This window comes from Streptomyces sp. NPDC058000, assembly GCF_042886435.1.
Classification (GTDB): domain Bacteria; phylum Actinomycetota; class Actinomycetes; order Streptomycetales; family Streptomycetaceae; genus Streptomyces.
The window spans coordinates 87,052-100,812 of record NZ_JBHVQS010000006.1; the positions used below are offsets into that span (position 1 = coordinate 87,052).

Genomic DNA, 13,761 nt, shown 5'->3' on the forward strand with positions numbered 1-13,761 from the left:
GGGCCCGGGCCGCTGGTGCAGCGGCCCGGGCCCGTCCCCGTCAGCCTCGGCCGAGAGAGCCCTCGGTGGCCCCGCACAGCTCGTCCTGGTGCCGGCGGATGGCCTCCGCCGCCCAGTCGCACATCGTCAGCCGGGGCAGCGTCCCGACGTCGAACCAGTGCAGCAGCACCCCCTCGGTGAGGGGCAGCGCCGCCGCATCACCGTTCCAGTGCCCGAGGAACACCTGGATGCACCCGTGCACGGTGCCGTCCGGTGCCGAGCACCGCAGCAGCGCGAACGGCACCAGGTCGGGCACCGTCAACTCGGCCTCCTCGCACAGCTCCCGGGTGACCGCCTGGTACGCGGTCTCGCCCGGTTCCGGAGCGCCACCCGGCAGCGACCACGTACCGGGGTCGCAGATCTCCTTGTGCGCGTCCCGGAGATGGAGGAGGTACTGCCCGCGGTCGTTGACGAGCAGCGCCGCGGTGCCGGTCACCTCGGGTCGGCGCGCCTCGTCCGCGGCTTCCGCCGGATCCAGCGGGACCACCTCCGTTGCGACCGGCCCGTCCCCTTCGGGCCGGTGCACCTCCCGCGTGTGCTGGTAGGCCCACAGTTCACGGAACAGCCCCGGCTGCGCGACCAGTTCGGGGAAGGTGCCGTGCTGGACGACCCGACCCTTGTCCAGGACCAGGATGCGGTCGGCCACGGCCACATTGGTGAGCCGGTGGGTGATCAGGACCACCGCGCGGGTCGCCGCGATCTCCCGCAGACCGGCGAAGATGCGGTGCTCACCGAGCGGGTCCAGCGCGGACGTCGGCTCGTCCAGGACGAGCAGTCCGGCCGACCGGTGGAACGCGCGGGTGAGGGCGATCCGCTGCCACTGCCCGCCGGAGAGCTCCTGTCCGCCGAGCCAGTCACGGGCCAGCACCGTGTCGAGCCCGGACCGCAGTTCGGTGATCACCTCGTCGGCACCGGACCGGGCGCAGGCGGCGTGGACGTCGGCGTCGCCGCCGTCGGTGGGCCGGCCCAGGGTGATGTTCTCCCGGGCGGTCAGCGGCCAGCGCGCGTACTCCTGGGGCACCAGCGCGACCTGCGTCCACATGGCCTGCGGATCGAGGTCGTCGGTGCGGACGCCGTCCCAGGTGACCGCCCCGGTGGTCGGCAGGTACAGCCCGCTCAGCAGCTTGGCCAGCGTGGTCTTGCCGCTGCCGTTGTAGCCGACCAGGGCGACGACCTCACCGCGCCGCAGGGTGAACGAGACGCCCCGCAGTGCGTCCTGGGCCGCCTCCTCGTACCGGAAGACGAGGTCCGTCACGCGGATCTCGCGCGGGGCCGCGGGCACGGCGGTGCCGCGGCGCATCCGGAATCCGCCGGCCTCCGCCAGGAATTCCGACCAGTCGTCCATGTAGAGCCCGGTGCGCATGATGCGGGCGCCCCCGGCGACCAGGCCGCGCAGCGCCGACCCGACCGTCTGTAGCGCGAACACCGCGGTACCGGCGTGCCCGACGCTCATCCGGCCGGTGGCCAGCAACCACACCACCGCGCCCCAGACCGCCGTCGAAGCCAACCCGCCGCAGACCGCGCCCACCGCGGACATCCGCGCCCCGGTGTTCGCCGCGCGCCGGTCGGCGCGGTTGATGCGCCCGGTGATCTGGCGGTAGCGCCCGACGAGGAAGTCGGCCATGGTGCCGGCCCGGACCTGGTCGGCGGCGTACCGGTCGCAGACGTGCCAGCGCAGGATCGACAGCAGACGATAGTCGCCCCCGGCACGCAGCCGGGCCAGGTACCGCACCCGGGCCGCGCCCACCTGGGCCACCGCCTGGGGCAGACTGGCCAGCGCCAACAAGGGCAGCAGCGCGGGGTGCAGCGCCGTCAACACCGCCGCACCGGCGGCCAGGGAGGCGACCGAGGCGATCAGGTCCTGCCCCTCCCCGACCAGGTCCTGGACGATCTCGGCGCCCCGGTCCGCCGCCTCCTTGCGGTGGGTGAACCCGGGCGCGTCATAGGCCGCCAACTCGACCTCGGTGACCGCCTGCAACAGCCGGAGTTCGGCCTCCCGGGACATCTGCGGCCCCAAGCGGGACGACAGCCAGACCACCACGATCCCGAGCGCCGCCCGCACCCCGGCGGCGACCGCCAGCAGGAGCACCGACGGCCAGGCCCCGAGCAGCCGTCCGTAGATGTCCCCGCCGGACAGCAGCGCCGTGATCGTCCCGCTGACCGCCAACAGGCCGAGCGCCTGCACCGCACCCGAGGCGGCCTGGCAGACCAGCAGTCCCAGGGCCGCCCAGCGGTCGATCCGCCAGGCCAACGCGACCGACCGCCGCACCAACTGCGGCAGCCGCCGCGCCATGTCCACCAGCCGGATCTGCCGCCCGGCCCGCTCCCGACTGCCGGTCCGGTCGAGGAACTGCAACTCCTCGCCACCGGTCGGCTCCTCGCCGGTCACCGACCCGGGTTTCTCCTTCCGCACCCGGCCGTCTCCCCCAACGCGTTTCATCCGCATGGTTCTCGTTCCCCTTCCACGGTCATCGGCTCGTGCCCGCTGCCGGCGCGGCACCGCCGGGACGACCGACCCGTGGGGCGGGCCGCTCCGGATCCCGCGGTGTCAACCGCGCGCCGCGCCCGGACGCGCCACCGGAGAGGAATTCGAACGGAACCGGACCCCGCTCAGACACGGGCACCCGGCTCGCCCTCCTCTTCCGAGGCACACGAGGGGCACAGGTGCCCTAAAGAACGGCCCGCACCGGCCCCCGTAACGGGTGATCCGGGGGCACACGATGAACAGACGTTCCCCCGCTGGCGGGAGGCCGTGGGGGACCTGACATCCGAGCGCCGACGACCACTCGAACAGCTCGGGTCACCCCTGCGGGGTATTGCGGGCGGGATCCGGCAGACGGCCTACGGGCGGGTACCCCACGCCCCCCGGGCGCGCCCGGCTGCGCCCCGCGGCCAGCGCGTAGCGGACCCGGCTGACCTCCTCCCCCATCGCCTCCGCGGCGTCCTCCACCGAGTGGCCGAGCACGTCGTGCAGGACGAACGCGTCGTATTCCAGGGCGGGATGACGTAACGCCGTGTGCTCAAGGTGACGTAACGCCAGGCCCTCCACATCGCGCCCCGGCCCCCCGCTCCGCTGCCTTATGCGGGTACTCACCAGGGCCCAGGCACAGGCGGCCGGGTTGGGCCGGCGGACGATGTCGGCCCACCGGATGACGACCTCCCCCATGGCCTCCCCCAGGACCCGGGACGCGGCCGATTCCGTCACGTGGGCCAGGGCATAGCCGAGATAGCACTCGCAGTGCAGGGCGTAGAAGGCTTCGAAGGCGGGCGGCAGGGCGACCGCGGGCGGAGTGGCGGGCGTCGCGGGCCGGCGGTCGCCCCGGGCCGGCGCACGGGAGGGGGCCGGCGTCATCCGAACGCCTCGGCCCGCGGCGTACGCCGTTCGGAAACCAATCCGCAGGAAAATCGGGAGAGTTGGGCGAGCCGGGCGTGGTCCCAGAGCGGGCGGATGTCGTCCGGTCGGCCGTGCAGGACGCCGACGACCGCACCGACGGTCTCCCAGTCCGGGATCAGGGAGCCGTGCAGCAGACCATTGACCTCACGCTCGGTGAGGGCGTGTCCGCTGGAGAGGCAGATCTCCGTGGGGTCCGGGCAGGCCGCGGACAGATACAGCCCGCGCAGCGCCGCGTGCAGGCTCCCGGCGCGGGCCGGGCGCCGCCCGTGGGCCGCGTCCCACAGGGGGCGGACGGCCTCCGGGTCGCCGCCGCAGGCGTGCACCATCCGGCGGGTGACCTTCCAGGTGGGGCTGCGCTCACCCGAGAGGATCCGGGAGATGTACGAGGCGCTCACCCGCGTCTCGTCCGCGAGGGCCCGGAGCGTCTTGTCGCTGGCGCGTTGGAGGTGGGACAGCGCCGAGGCGAGCGCGGTGCGGGAGTCCTGGCCCGGTGGCCCGCAGTCCGGTCCGCCCGCTCTGCCCCCGCCTTCGCCGCCCTCGCCCTCCGGGTACGCGCGGCGCGACGGGGCGGTGCGGACGACGACGGCCCGGCGCCGCTCGACGTCCGTCCGGGCGGCGGACGTCAGCGGGTCCGGGCGGGTCGGGGCGGTCAGTTGGTCCGGCCGGCCGGGGACGGGCGGCGGTTCCGCACGGCCGGCGGGCTGCGGCACCGCCGCGGTGCCGGCGAGCGCCGCGCGCCGAGCCCGGCGCTTGGTGAGCTTCCGGGCGATGCTCTCCGCCGTGTACGCCCGGCCGACCTTGTCCACCGTGATGTGCAGGGCCTCGGCGATGGCCGGACCCTTGTGCCCGCGGTCGCGGGCCTGTTGCACCACTGCGGCGGTCACGCAGTCCAGGTCGCTGGTGAGCTCGACGACCTGCCGCAGCCCGGCGAGCGCGTCGCCGTCGCGTATCTGGGTCCGTAGCACGGCGATCCGGCAGGCCATGTCGTCGGTGACCTGGCGGGCGTCCTCGTCGTGCGCCTTGGTGTCCGGGGTCCGCTGTGAACTGCGGATCTTGCGGACGGCCCGACCGCAGGAGTCGCTGCAGTACTTCCGGCGCCGCCCGGGACCGGACCCGCTCTCCACCTCGTTGGGGCAACCGGTCCTGGCGCAGGGGACCGGTCCAGGATCCTTAGGAGTCATCGCTGTAATCCTTCTGGGGGATGTGCCACCGTGAACTCGCCGCAGAATTGGGCGATTTGCGGTTTGCCGGCCGGCTTCGTGGCCGTGCGCCGCGGGCCGTCGGGCACCGCGGCGCGACACCGGCACCGCGCCGGGTGGCCCGCCGTGGCACCGGAAGGACCTCCGGTGCCGCGACGGGCCCGGGTCTCGGACCACCGTCCGCGCGCAGCCCGCCGGGACCGGCGGCTACGCCCCGTACCGCGTCAGCCGGCGCGTCGGCGCTGGTGGCGGAGACGGGGACGGCAGGCCGCGATCAGCGCGGCCAGCGCCACGGCGGGCGCCCAGCGGGCGTCGACGCCCTGCACCAGGATGTTCCCCAGATACGGAATCGCGAGGAACGCACCCAACGGTGCGGTGAGTTGGACGTCGCACCGGATGGCGATCCGGACCGCGGACCGGGCACTCATCGGCTCGTTGACCGGGAAGTCACGCCGGTCCCCGGTTTCAACCGGGCCCCTGCGAGGGATGTTAGCTTCGTAGCGCTTCAACTGGGCTGCTTTCAGGCGCCAGTGAGGTGTTCGGTCAGGGGGCATCTGTCCCTCCTTGATCGAGATGGATGCGAATGAGTGGCCCTGGCACCGGTTCCCAGCCTTGCCAGGGCCACCTCGTGTCCCGGGACGGTACATCGTCACAGAACCGATCCACCAACGCTACAGTCGGTTAATGGCACGATTGCGGTTGCCGTTGCGTTTCCAGTTGCGAATCCGACTCCTGCCACAACACCCGTTCGACCTCCTCCGGAGGCCGGTGCACATCCCCTGTTGTCGCGACTTCCCACCCAACTCCCCCTCGGGAGAACTAGGGTGAACGGGTGATCGAGACCTGGAACACCACCGATCCCGGAGTGCTCCGACTCCCCTCCGGCCGTCTGGTCCGCGGACGCGGCCTGCGCCGACCGCTCCCCGCCGGCCCGCCGCCCACCTACGCCGTGTATCTGCTCGGCAAGCAGCCGCCCCAAGTCCCGTGGCAGGCAAGGTGGTTGCGCTGGCCGGACTTCCGCCTGCCCAGCGACCGCGCGGAGGCCCGGCGGGTGTTCCGCGAAGCCTGGGACCGGTCGGCGACGGAACGGATCGAGCTCGCCTGCGGCGGCGGCCGCGGCCGGACCGGTACCGCGCTGGCCTGCCTCGCCGTCCTCGACGGCGTACCCGCCGACCGGGCGGTGGAATACGTCCGCCGGCACTACGACCGGCACGCCGTGGAAACCCCTTGGCAGAAGCGGTACGTCCGCCACTTTTCTCCGTGACGGGCCCGCCGCACTGCGGGACGGCGGCACGCGCAAACGACGAGGAGGACGGTGCACATGGACAAGGCGAAGGTTCTCAAGGGGCTGGCCTGGGTCATGGGGGTGGCCTGCGTCGCGATCGGCGCCTACCACCTCGTGCTCGGCATCGCGTCGGTGCCCGGCGAGGAACTGGCCGGCGCCACCGTCGACAGCCGGGAGCGCTTCTACAACGCAATCTTCCTCGGGTTCGGGCTGGCCTGGATCTGGGCGGCGCGGCAGTCACCGGTCCCGTCGGCGGCGGTGCGACTGCTGACCGCGGTCTTCCTGCTCGGCGGGGTCGGCCGGGTGCTGTCGCTGCTCGTCCACGGCTGGCCGCACTGGTTCCAGATCCCCCTGGCGGCCGTTGAACTCCTGCTCCCGCCGGTCTACTTCTGGCTCTCGGACGCCGACGAGAAGGCGGCCGCGGCGGGACGCGGCTGACGCACTTCGCTGGTGCGAAGACGGGGCCACTGTCAGTACGGGGTGGTATCCCTGAGGACATGGAGAACGAGCACCCCGATCCCGCCGACCTCGCCGCGCTGCGGGCGGCCTTCGCCCCGGGCCCGGCCGCCGCAGGGCCGGCGTTGGGCTGGCACGCGGTGCGCGCCTTCGAAGCGGAGCACGGCGTGGTGCTGCCCGAGCCGTACCGCACCTGTGTCGCGGAGATAGCCGACGGGTGGCCCGCCGGCCCGCCGGAATACGGCCTGTTGCCGCTCGCCGCGCTGCCATCGGACTGGGGCGACGACGGATCGGCGCGGACCCTCAGGCGTCCCTTCCCGCTGACGAACGCCTGGCTGTGGGAGGAGGATCCCCGGCCGGCCGCAGAGGTGGACCCGTTGGTCGACCGGGTCGTCGAGGACGGGTCCGTCGTACTCGGTACCGACGGCTGCGGGATGAACTGGCACCTCGTCATCACCGGCGCACACCGCGGTCAGGTGTGGATGATCAGCGGTGAGGGCGCGGTCCCGTTCGGCGCGGAGTTCGGACTCACCACCGGTGACGCAGGCTTCGCCGGGTGGGTCGGGCACTGGGCGGCCGACGAGGAGTGGTTCGACGCCGCGTAGTTCGTAGTCCGTGGGTCATGGGGGACGGGACACGGGGACCGCGACCGGTCGGCCGGGTCCCCGTCGGTTGTCCGGTCGGCGTCGGCGTCAGGGACGCGGGGCGGTACCGGGCATCTGGGCGGCACCGCCGGCGCGCACCGCGTCCAGCACCGCCCGGTGGAACGCGTCGATGCCCCCGGACGGAATCCGGACCGGGCCGCCTTCGAGGTCGTAGTGCTCCTCGGCGCCGGTGTATTGGATGACGACGCCGGCGGTACCGTCGCCCCGGTCGGTGGTGGTGACGGTCAGGTCGCCGGTGATGACGCCGACCTGGACCGTCATCGCACCACCGGGGCCGGCCGTGACCCGGTCGGTGAGTGCGTCGTGCTCGGGGGTGGTCACTGTTCGCAGGTGTCCAGCATCTCGGTGAGCTTGGCCTTCTCCGGTTCGGTGATGTTCAGGTGGTAGAGGTGTTTGACGTCGGTCCAGGCGCGGGCGTAGGTGCACCAGTAGGCGTGCCGCGGCGGGGACCACTGGTCCGGTGACTGGTCGCCCTTCTGCCGGTTGGAGGAGGCAGATACGGCGATCAGCTGGGCGTGGACGAGGTCGTTGGCGAACTTCCGGCGCTCGGGGGTGGTCCACTCGTCGGCACCGGAACGCCAGGCATTGGCCAGCGGCACGATGTGGTCGATGTCGAGCTGGCCGGAGACGTGGAAGACCTTCGCGTCGTACTCGCTGAACCACGTGCCGGAAATGGCCCGGCACTTCTCGTCCTGCTTGACGTCCTCGCCGTCCCGTGCGAGGACCACCTCGCGGGTGTCGCATTCCCCGTACTGCTTGATCCAGTGCGGGAATTTCGCGCGGCTGTAGCCGTTCATCGAATGCGGGGCGGCGATGTGCAGTCCGGCGAGTTCGGTGCGCGCCACCGCCGCGGACGGCGGTTCGGGGAGTTTCAGCGGGACGGTGTCGAATGCGGTCGCGGCGGGCCGCAATTCGGGGGCGGGTCGCGGAGCGGGATCGGCTATTGCGGTGGTCGATGCGGTGGGGAGAACCGCTGCGAGGATCAGGGCTGTTGTGGTGGCGGCGCGGCGCCACCAGGCATGGGTCAACACCCGGAGAGCATCACCAGGCGAAACGGTTCCGCATTCCGAAATCCACTCCTTGGTGGGTAAATTCGGGAGTCTGGCATTCCGTCGAGAATTCGGCCGAGTATAAAGCGCGGCCCGACCACCGGAAATGACCGCGACTCGGCACCGGGACGTACGACTTTCCGACGACTGTCCGTGGTTCCCCTCAAGTCGGCGACACCTCACCCGCTTGAGGGGAACTTCTCCTTCGTCGGCTCCGGCACGGTACTTCGCCGGGCAACGCGGGCCCGTTCAGCGGCGGTTGGGAACGCGCTCCCACCAGGTCACACAGCGCAGGCACCACTCCACCGGGCCGTACCGAAAGCGGGCCAGCCACCAGCGGCTGAAGAGCGTCTGGAGGATGAGGATCACCAGGGCCAACACCATGGCCGCGCCCCAGTGGAGGGAGTGCCGCAGCCCGAGCACCGGGGCGGCCGCGACGACGAGGAGGGTGGCGGTCAGGTAGTTGGTGAGCGCCATGCGGCCGAGCGGTTCCAGGACCGCGGACAAGGGCGTCCCCAGCGGGGTGCGCAGCAGCAGGAGCAGGGTGACGGCGTAGGCGACGGCGGCCAGGAGTCCGGCCTCGGCGGCGAGCCGGGTGGCGTGGGCATCGGCGGGATCGACGGTGTGCTGCCACCAGACCGCCGCCGCCGCGAGCGGCGCGACCACCGCGAGCACCGCGGCGAGCCGGCCGGTGCGGTGGTCCAGGGCGCGCGGCAGGCCCAGACGGGCCACCGCGAGGCCGAGCAGGAACAGGCCCGGGATGGTGATGATGCCGCCCGAGGCGAACGTCACGGAGGCCAGGGTGAGGGCGGCGCCGGCCGTGAGGACGAGCCGGGTCGGCAGCCAGGTGGCGGGCAACAGCACGATCAGCCCGATGATGGCGTAGGGGGTGAGCGCCTCTCCGGGGTGCAGCAGTTGGTGTGCCGCCCCGAGGACGCCGAGCGCGACCAGGCGCCGTACCAGGAGCAGCCGCGGCCGGTCCGAGCGGCGGGCCGCACCGTCGAGGAAGAGCGCGAAGCTGATGCCGAAGAGGAACGAGAAGATCGGGAAGAAGCGTTCCTGGACGGTGAGGTCCAAGAAGGCGCGGATCGGGTGCAGGCCCCCGGTGCTCGGCCCGAAGTGCATGGCGGTGATCTGCGGGATGTTGACCAGGAGGATGCCGCACAGCGCGAACCCCCGGAGGGCGTCGAGGGCGCGGATGCGGTGCCGGCCGGGCGCCTGGGCCTGGACCGGTGCGGGCGGTGCTGCGGTGGAGGTCTGCTGCATGGAACCACGGTCGGCCGGCGGGGGTCCCCGGGGCCTCTGCCGTTCGGCCGGAGTCGCCCGGCCGCCCTCGGCCGAACGGCCGACCCGGCGCCCGCCCCGGCACTCACCCCGGCGTCGGGCCCGGCAGCGGACGAGCGGCGAGGGCAGGTCGGCCGACGGTGGTCAGCGGGACCGCACCGCGCCCGTTTCCCAGGCCCAGGCGGCGATCTCCACGCGGTTGCGGACGCCCAGCTTGGTCTGGATGCTCCCGAGGTGCGTCTTCACGGTGCCGAGGGAGACGTAGAGCTCCTGGCAGATCTCCTGGTTGGTGCGCCCCCGGGCGACCAGTCTGGCCACCTCCATCTCGCGGTCCGTGAGCGGTCCTGCGGGGCGTCCGCCGGCGTCAGCGCCGGGTGCCGCGCCCGGGTGCGAGCCGAGCTGCTCCAGCAGTCGTACCGTCACCGACGGCGAGACCAGCGCGTCGCCGCGGGCCGCGGCCCGGACGGCCTCGACCAGCAGGCCGGGGCCGGCGTCCTTGAGGAGGAAACCGCAGGCGCCGCCCTGGAGGGCGCCGTAGACGTAGTCGTCCTGGTCGAAGGTGGTCACCACGACGACCCGCAGCGGATCGGTGGCGTCCGGTCCGGCGAGGATCCGGGTGACGTCCAGGCCGTCCAGTTTGGGCATCCGGATGTCCACCAGGCAGACGTCGGGCCACAGCCGCCGGGCGGCCTCCACGCACGCCGCGCCGTCGGCGACCTCGGCGATCACTTCGATGTCGGGTTGGGCGTCGAGGATCAGCTGGAAGCCGGTACGGACCATCTCCTGGTCGTCGGCGATGAGCACGCGGGTCGCGGGGGCCCGGTGCGCGGATTCCGGCGCGGGTGGAGACGTCGGGGAAGTGCTCACGGGTCCGATCGTGCCATGCCGGCGTCGGCGTCCGGCCCCTGGTCCAGCACCGGGAACGTCGCGGTCAGCTGCCAGCCGCCCTCCGGGGTCGGCCCGGCGGTCAGCGAGCCGCCGACCGCCTCGGCGCGTTCCCGCAGGCCGACCAGTCCGAAACCGCCGCGGCCCCCGGCGGGCGCGGCGGCGCGCTCGATGGGCGGGCCGTTGCTCACCTCGACGGCAAGGTGCCCGGCGCGAAGGGCGGCGCGAACGGCCACCGTGGTCGCCCCCGGCGCGTGCCGCCGCACATTGGTCAGGGCCTCCTGCACCGCGCGCTGGACGGAGGTCTCCACTTCGGGTGCGAGGCGGGCGCGGCGGGCGGCGGCGTCGATCCGGACGGTGGCGTCCGGCCCGCCGCCCCGGGCGAAGTCGGCGGCCAGTTCGGCCAGCGCGGCGTAGAGCTCGCCGGGGCGCACCGCGCGGCCCTCTTCCTCGCGCAGGACCCGGACCAGGCGGCGCATCGAGTCCAACGTCTCCAGTCCCGCCTTCTCGATCCCGAGCAGCATGGTGTCGACGCGCTCGGGGGCGATCTCACGGATCGTTCGGGCGGCTTGGGCCTGGACGACGATGCCGGTCACGTGGTGGGCCACGAAGTCATGGAGGTCGCGGGCGAGTTCCAGCCGTTCGCCCTCGCGTACGGCGACGACGGCGCGGGCCCGGCGGGCGTCCAGGGCCCGCAGGTAGCAGCCCAGGCCGAGCGCCGCGCCGACGGCGAGGGTGAGGAGGAAGGCGAAGTTGACGAATTCGCCGCGGTGCCAGAGACGCAGCGGGGCCGCGACGACGGCGGTGCCGAGTGCGGTGCACAGGGCGACGGCGACCCGCGGCGGTTCGGCTCGCCGGGCAGTGAGCACGAGCAGCCCCAGCAGTGCCCCGGTCTCCGGCAGGCCCCACGTCCCGGCGGCGCTCCGGCCGGGCACGAGAGCGAGCGCAACGGTCACCGCCCACGAGCCGGCCGCCGCGACCGCGGCCCGGCGCCCTACGGTCAGCCACCCGTCGGGCATCAGCAGGAGCGCAGCGAACAGCGGTGTGGTGGCGAGGGGGACGAAGTCCGCCGGGCTGTGCGGATAGCCGGTCAGTGGTTGGACGCTCGCCCAGTCGGCCAGCCAGAACAGGGCGAGGACCAGGGACAGCGAGCCGGTGGCCATCCACCGGGCACGGCGCGGGAAGGGTGCGTGACGTTCCACTCCGGCAGGTTACGTAAGCACCGGCCCGCGACGAGTCGGCCGAATGGCCGACCTGCCGGCCGCCCGCGGTGACAGGTCACGACGCGGGCAGGCAGGCAGTCGCGTCCCCACCGTCGTCAGCAGCCGGAGCACGGTGTGGGACGCGGACCGTCCTGCACTGTGTGTGTGATCAGCGCCTGGTTCGGGGCGACCGTCGGGCCGGCGCAGGGGCACGAAGCCGGGGTCGGGTCGGCCGACGACGGCTCCGGCTGACCGCGACCGGCCGCACGGAGGCCGCCGCCCGCACGGTCTCCGGCACGGGCAGCGGCCCCGCCCTCCCCTGACGCAGCGGTCCGGGCAGCTGCTGATGCCCCCAGCACGGCGCTGAACTGCTCTCCTCCACGTATGTGTTGTGGAAGGCACCAAGTCCGGTTGTCAGTGGCCGCCCGTAGAGTCGTCTCATCATCCTGCTTCGGTTTCGACAGTGACGAGGGACCATGTTCGAAGAGCGGCTCGCCGAGTTCTCCCGCGAGCGACTGGACGGCCGTCCGATCCCGGACGACTTGCGCGCGATGCTGGTGGCGGAGTGGGGCGGTCGCACCGAGATAAGTGATCTGCTGGACCTCGCCTTTCTCGAAGCCGGGCAGCTCCACCCGCTCCTCGACACCAGCTACCTCAGCGAAGAGGAACGCGCCGACCCCGAGATGCAGGCCGTCAACGCCGCGGCCGCGGAGATGGCCCGGTACGTCAAACTCGTCGCCGAGGGCGGTAAGGGCTGGATCGGCTACTGGCACCACCCCGACGAGCCGGCGGACGGCCCCACGCCCCTCATCGAGCTCGACACCGAGTTCACCTACTGGAGCATGGCCGGCCGCACCCTTGCCGAGGCATGCGCCGCCGACCAGGCCGAATACCATGACGAGCCCGATGAACGGCGGGCGTTCGCGCTGCTGTCCGCCCAGCTCGCCGAGTTCGGTCTGCCGCTCGGCGTGACCGACTACGACGCCCTCGACGAGCTTGAGTTCACGGTGGACCCGGAGGAGCTGACCGACGAACTCATCGACGCCGAGCGGGCCCGCCGCGGTCTCGGCTGAGCGGCGGGGGGGGGACGCGGGCCGCGGGGGCGCACGGTGTCCGACTCGGCCAGGGACCATCGGTGCTCGTTAACCGGTGCTCGGCGGCAGCAGTTGGAGCAGGTTCAGTTCGCCCGGCGCCGGCTGCGCGCGGTGACCGAGTCAGGTGCGGGTACGGGATCCCACATCCGCTGGACCGCACAGCCTGTGCAGCTCGCGCGGCTGGAACAGGGCCCCACACGTTGACGGGCGTAGTCCGGCGGGGGGGACGGGATGGCAGGGTCCCATCAGCGCGCTCCGCCCATTTCCCCCGCGGCGGGCGGGGCCTGGAACGCCCGCACTGCCCCCGCAACCCGTCCTCATGCCTCAACCAGCCCATCAGGGGCTGGAGTTGGGCTTACGTGCCTGGTATGCGCAACCACAGCTCCCGAACTTCTTCGCTCATCATCGGCCCATCCTGGCCCATATCCCGTCCCGTCGGTCCTGAACTACGCGTCATCGACCGCGGCCCCCTCGTGTCCCGTGCCGAGATCGTTCGTGGTGAACAGCCTGCCCAGGTGCTGATCGATTGCGGTGAGCGCGTCCTGAGGCTCGACCACGTCCAGTTCGAGGAGGGTGGTGAAGCCGGTGAGCGCGAGGAGCAGATTGGTCTCGGCCACCGGGTCGCGGGTGGGGCTGATGTGCCCGTCGGCGATCGCCTGGCGGATCAACTGCTCGAAGACGACGCGCCCTTGGGCGATATCGTCGCGGGCCCGCGCGTGGATGTTCTCGTTGTGCAGCGCCTCCAGGACGTAGGCGGCGCTGATCCGGCTCGCCGCGCGGGCGTCGGTATGCAAAGGGAGCATCTCCGTGAGCATCACGCGGAGCACGTCGCGGGGGTGCGGCTGGTCGCCGAGCGCCTGGAAGCCCCGGTGGACGCGCAGCGTCTTCTGCTCCCACGCGAGGTCCATGGCGAAGGAGAGCATCGCCTCCCGGGAGGCGAAGTAGTGCTGCAGCGCCCCGTGGGAGATGCCCGCCTCCTTCGCGACCTCGCGCAGGGTCAGATGCGCAACGCCCCGCTGCTCCACCACCCGCCACAGCGCTCGGGCGATCGCTTCGCGGCGTTCGTCGTGATCCACCTGTTTCGGCATGGTCGGCTTCTCCGTCAGTTCTTTCTAATACCGTTGACATAATACGCGTGGCAGATAATGCTGGAAGCCTGCGGGGGGAGCGAGGCACCTGAACGGCCAAGGGTACGCACTACGGAGGGTG

The 13,761-nt window shown here is 72.6% G+C and carries 14 protein-coding genes; 4 read left to right on the forward strand and 10 right to left on the reverse strand.

Translation table 11 applies throughout. From position 1 onward, the window contains the following. Positions 1-40: 40 nt before the first annotated feature. The 4 genes from ACFVT2_RS09015 to ACFVT2_RS09030 form a co-directional block, all read right to left on the reverse strand. Positions 41-2,428 (reverse strand): ATP-binding cassette domain-containing protein, encoded by a 2,388-nt coding sequence (locus ACFVT2_RS09015; RefSeq protein ID WP_390014056.1) that lies wholly within the window; start codon positions 2,426-2,428, stop codon positions 41-43. A 411-nt stretch (positions 2,429-2,839) separates the two neighbouring features. Continuing rightward, positions 2,840-3,391, reverse strand: a complete 552-nt coding sequence (locus ACFVT2_RS09020) for a hypothetical protein (protein ID WP_390014058.1) — start codon at positions 3,389-3,391, stop codon at positions 2,840-2,842. Then, positions 3,388-4,614, reverse strand: coding sequence for a helix-turn-helix domain-containing protein (locus ACFVT2_RS09025; RefSeq protein ID WP_390014060.1), 1,227 nt, complete (start codon positions 4,612-4,614; stop codon positions 3,388-3,390). Before ACFVT2_RS09025 ends, ACFVT2_RS09020 begins: the two co-directional genes overlap by 4 nt. A 242-nt stretch (positions 4,615-4,856) precedes the next feature. Next, the gene (locus tag ACFVT2_RS09030) at positions 4,857-5,060 is read right to left on the reverse strand and encodes a hypothetical protein (protein ID WP_390014062.1); all 204 of its coding nucleotides are present in this window, start codon (positions 5,058-5,060) and stop codon (positions 4,857-4,859) included. 404 nt (positions 5,061-5,464) lie between these two features. Between ACFVT2_RS09030 and ACFVT2_RS09035 the strand changes: the two genes are divergently transcribed. From ACFVT2_RS09035 to ACFVT2_RS09045, 3 genes are read left to right on the forward strand one after another with little or no spacing between them, the layout of a single operon-like run. After that, positions 5,465-5,896 carry a protein-tyrosine phosphatase family protein gene (locus ACFVT2_RS09035; protein ID WP_390014064.1) on the forward strand — a complete coding sequence of 144 codons (432 nt, stop codon included), beginning with the start codon at positions 5,465-5,467 and terminating at the stop codon, positions 5,894-5,896. 57 nt (positions 5,897-5,953) lie between these two features. Continuing rightward, positions 5,954-6,355, forward strand: coding sequence for a DUF4345 domain-containing protein (locus tag ACFVT2_RS09040; protein WP_390014067.1), 402 nt, complete (start codon positions 5,954-5,956; stop codon positions 6,353-6,355). A 59-nt stretch (positions 6,356-6,414) separates the two neighbouring features. Next, positions 6,415-6,978, forward strand: coding sequence for an SMI1/KNR4 family protein (locus ACFVT2_RS09045; RefSeq protein ID WP_390014069.1), 564 nt, complete (start codon positions 6,415-6,417; stop codon positions 6,976-6,978). Between the two features lie 87 nt (positions 6,979-7,065). Here the strand turns inward: ACFVT2_RS09045 and ACFVT2_RS09050 are convergent, their stop codons facing one another. From ACFVT2_RS09050 to ACFVT2_RS09070, 5 genes are all read right to left on the reverse strand, one after another. After that, positions 7,066-7,359, reverse strand: a complete 294-nt coding sequence (locus ACFVT2_RS09050; RefSeq protein WP_390014071.1) for a hypothetical protein — start codon at positions 7,357-7,359, stop codon at positions 7,066-7,068. After that, positions 7,356-8,069 (reverse strand): HNH endonuclease family protein, encoded by a 714-nt coding sequence (locus ACFVT2_RS09055; RefSeq protein ID WP_390014073.1) that lies wholly within the window; start codon positions 8,067-8,069, stop codon positions 7,356-7,358. The genes ACFVT2_RS09050 and ACFVT2_RS09055 overlap by 4 nt, the downstream gene beginning before the upstream one ends. A 267-nt stretch (positions 8,070-8,336) precedes the next feature. Then, a complete protein-coding gene (locus tag ACFVT2_RS09060; protein WP_390014075.1) occupies positions 8,337-9,353 on the reverse strand; it encodes a DUF418 domain-containing protein in 1,017 nt (338 codons plus the stop codon). Positions 9,354-9,515: 162 nt separating this feature from the next. Then, on the reverse strand, positions 9,516-10,238 hold the full coding sequence (locus tag ACFVT2_RS09065; RefSeq protein ID WP_390014077.1) for a response regulator: 723 nt from the start codon (positions 10,236-10,238) through the stop codon (positions 9,516-9,518). After that, positions 10,235-11,458 carry a sensor histidine kinase gene (locus ACFVT2_RS09070; protein ID WP_390014079.1) on the reverse strand — a complete coding sequence of 408 codons (1,224 nt, stop codon included), beginning with the start codon at positions 11,456-11,458 and terminating at the stop codon, positions 10,235-10,237. Before ACFVT2_RS09070 ends, ACFVT2_RS09065 begins: the two co-directional genes overlap by 4 nt. A gap of 476 nt (positions 11,459-11,934) precedes the next feature. On the opposite strand from ACFVT2_RS09070, the gene ACFVT2_RS09075 reads away from it, so the two are divergent. After that, positions 11,935-12,531 carry a hypothetical protein gene (locus ACFVT2_RS09075; protein ID WP_390014081.1) on the forward strand — a complete coding sequence of 199 codons (597 nt, stop codon included), beginning with the start codon at positions 11,935-11,937 and terminating at the stop codon, positions 12,529-12,531. Positions 12,532-12,998: 467 nt separating this feature from the next. Here ACFVT2_RS09075 and ACFVT2_RS09080 read toward each other — a convergent pair whose 3' ends face one another. Continuing rightward, positions 12,999-13,640, reverse strand: a complete 642-nt coding sequence (locus ACFVT2_RS09080; protein ID WP_390014084.1) for a TetR/AcrR family transcriptional regulator — start codon at positions 13,638-13,640, stop codon at positions 12,999-13,001. Positions 13,641-13,761: the final 121 nt, after the last annotated feature.

Coding starts and splice junctions, on each gene's coding strand:
- ACFVT2_RS09020 (WP_390014058.1), bottom strand. CDS start 3,391: ATGACGCCGGCCCCCTCCCGTGCGCCGGCCCGGGGCGACCGCCGGCCC.
- ACFVT2_RS09025 (WP_390014060.1), bottom strand. CDS start 4,614: ATGACTCCTAAGGATCCTGGACCGGTCCCCTGCGCCAGGACCGGTTGC.
- ACFVT2_RS09030 (WP_390014062.1), bottom strand. CDS start 5,060: ATGAGTGCCCGGTCCGCGGTCCGGATCGCCATCCGGTGCGACGTCCAA.
- ACFVT2_RS09040 (WP_390014067.1), top strand. CDS start 5,954: ATGGACAAGGCGAAGGTTCTCAAGGGGCTGGCCTGGGTCATGGGGGTG.
- ACFVT2_RS09045 (WP_390014069.1), top strand. CDS start 6,415: ATGGAGAACGAGCACCCCGATCCCGCCGACCTCGCCGCGCTGCGGGCG.
- ACFVT2_RS09060 (WP_390014075.1), bottom strand. CDS start 9,353: ATGCAGCAGACCTCCACCGCAGCACCGCCCGCACCGGTCCAGGCCCAG.
- ACFVT2_RS09075 (WP_390014081.1), top strand. CDS start 11,935: ATGTTCGAAGAGCGGCTCGCCGAGTTCTCCCGCGAGCGACTGGACGGC.
- ACFVT2_RS09080 (WP_390014084.1), bottom strand. CDS start 13,640: ATGCCGAAACAGGTGGATCACGACGAACGCCGCGAAGCGATCGCCCGA.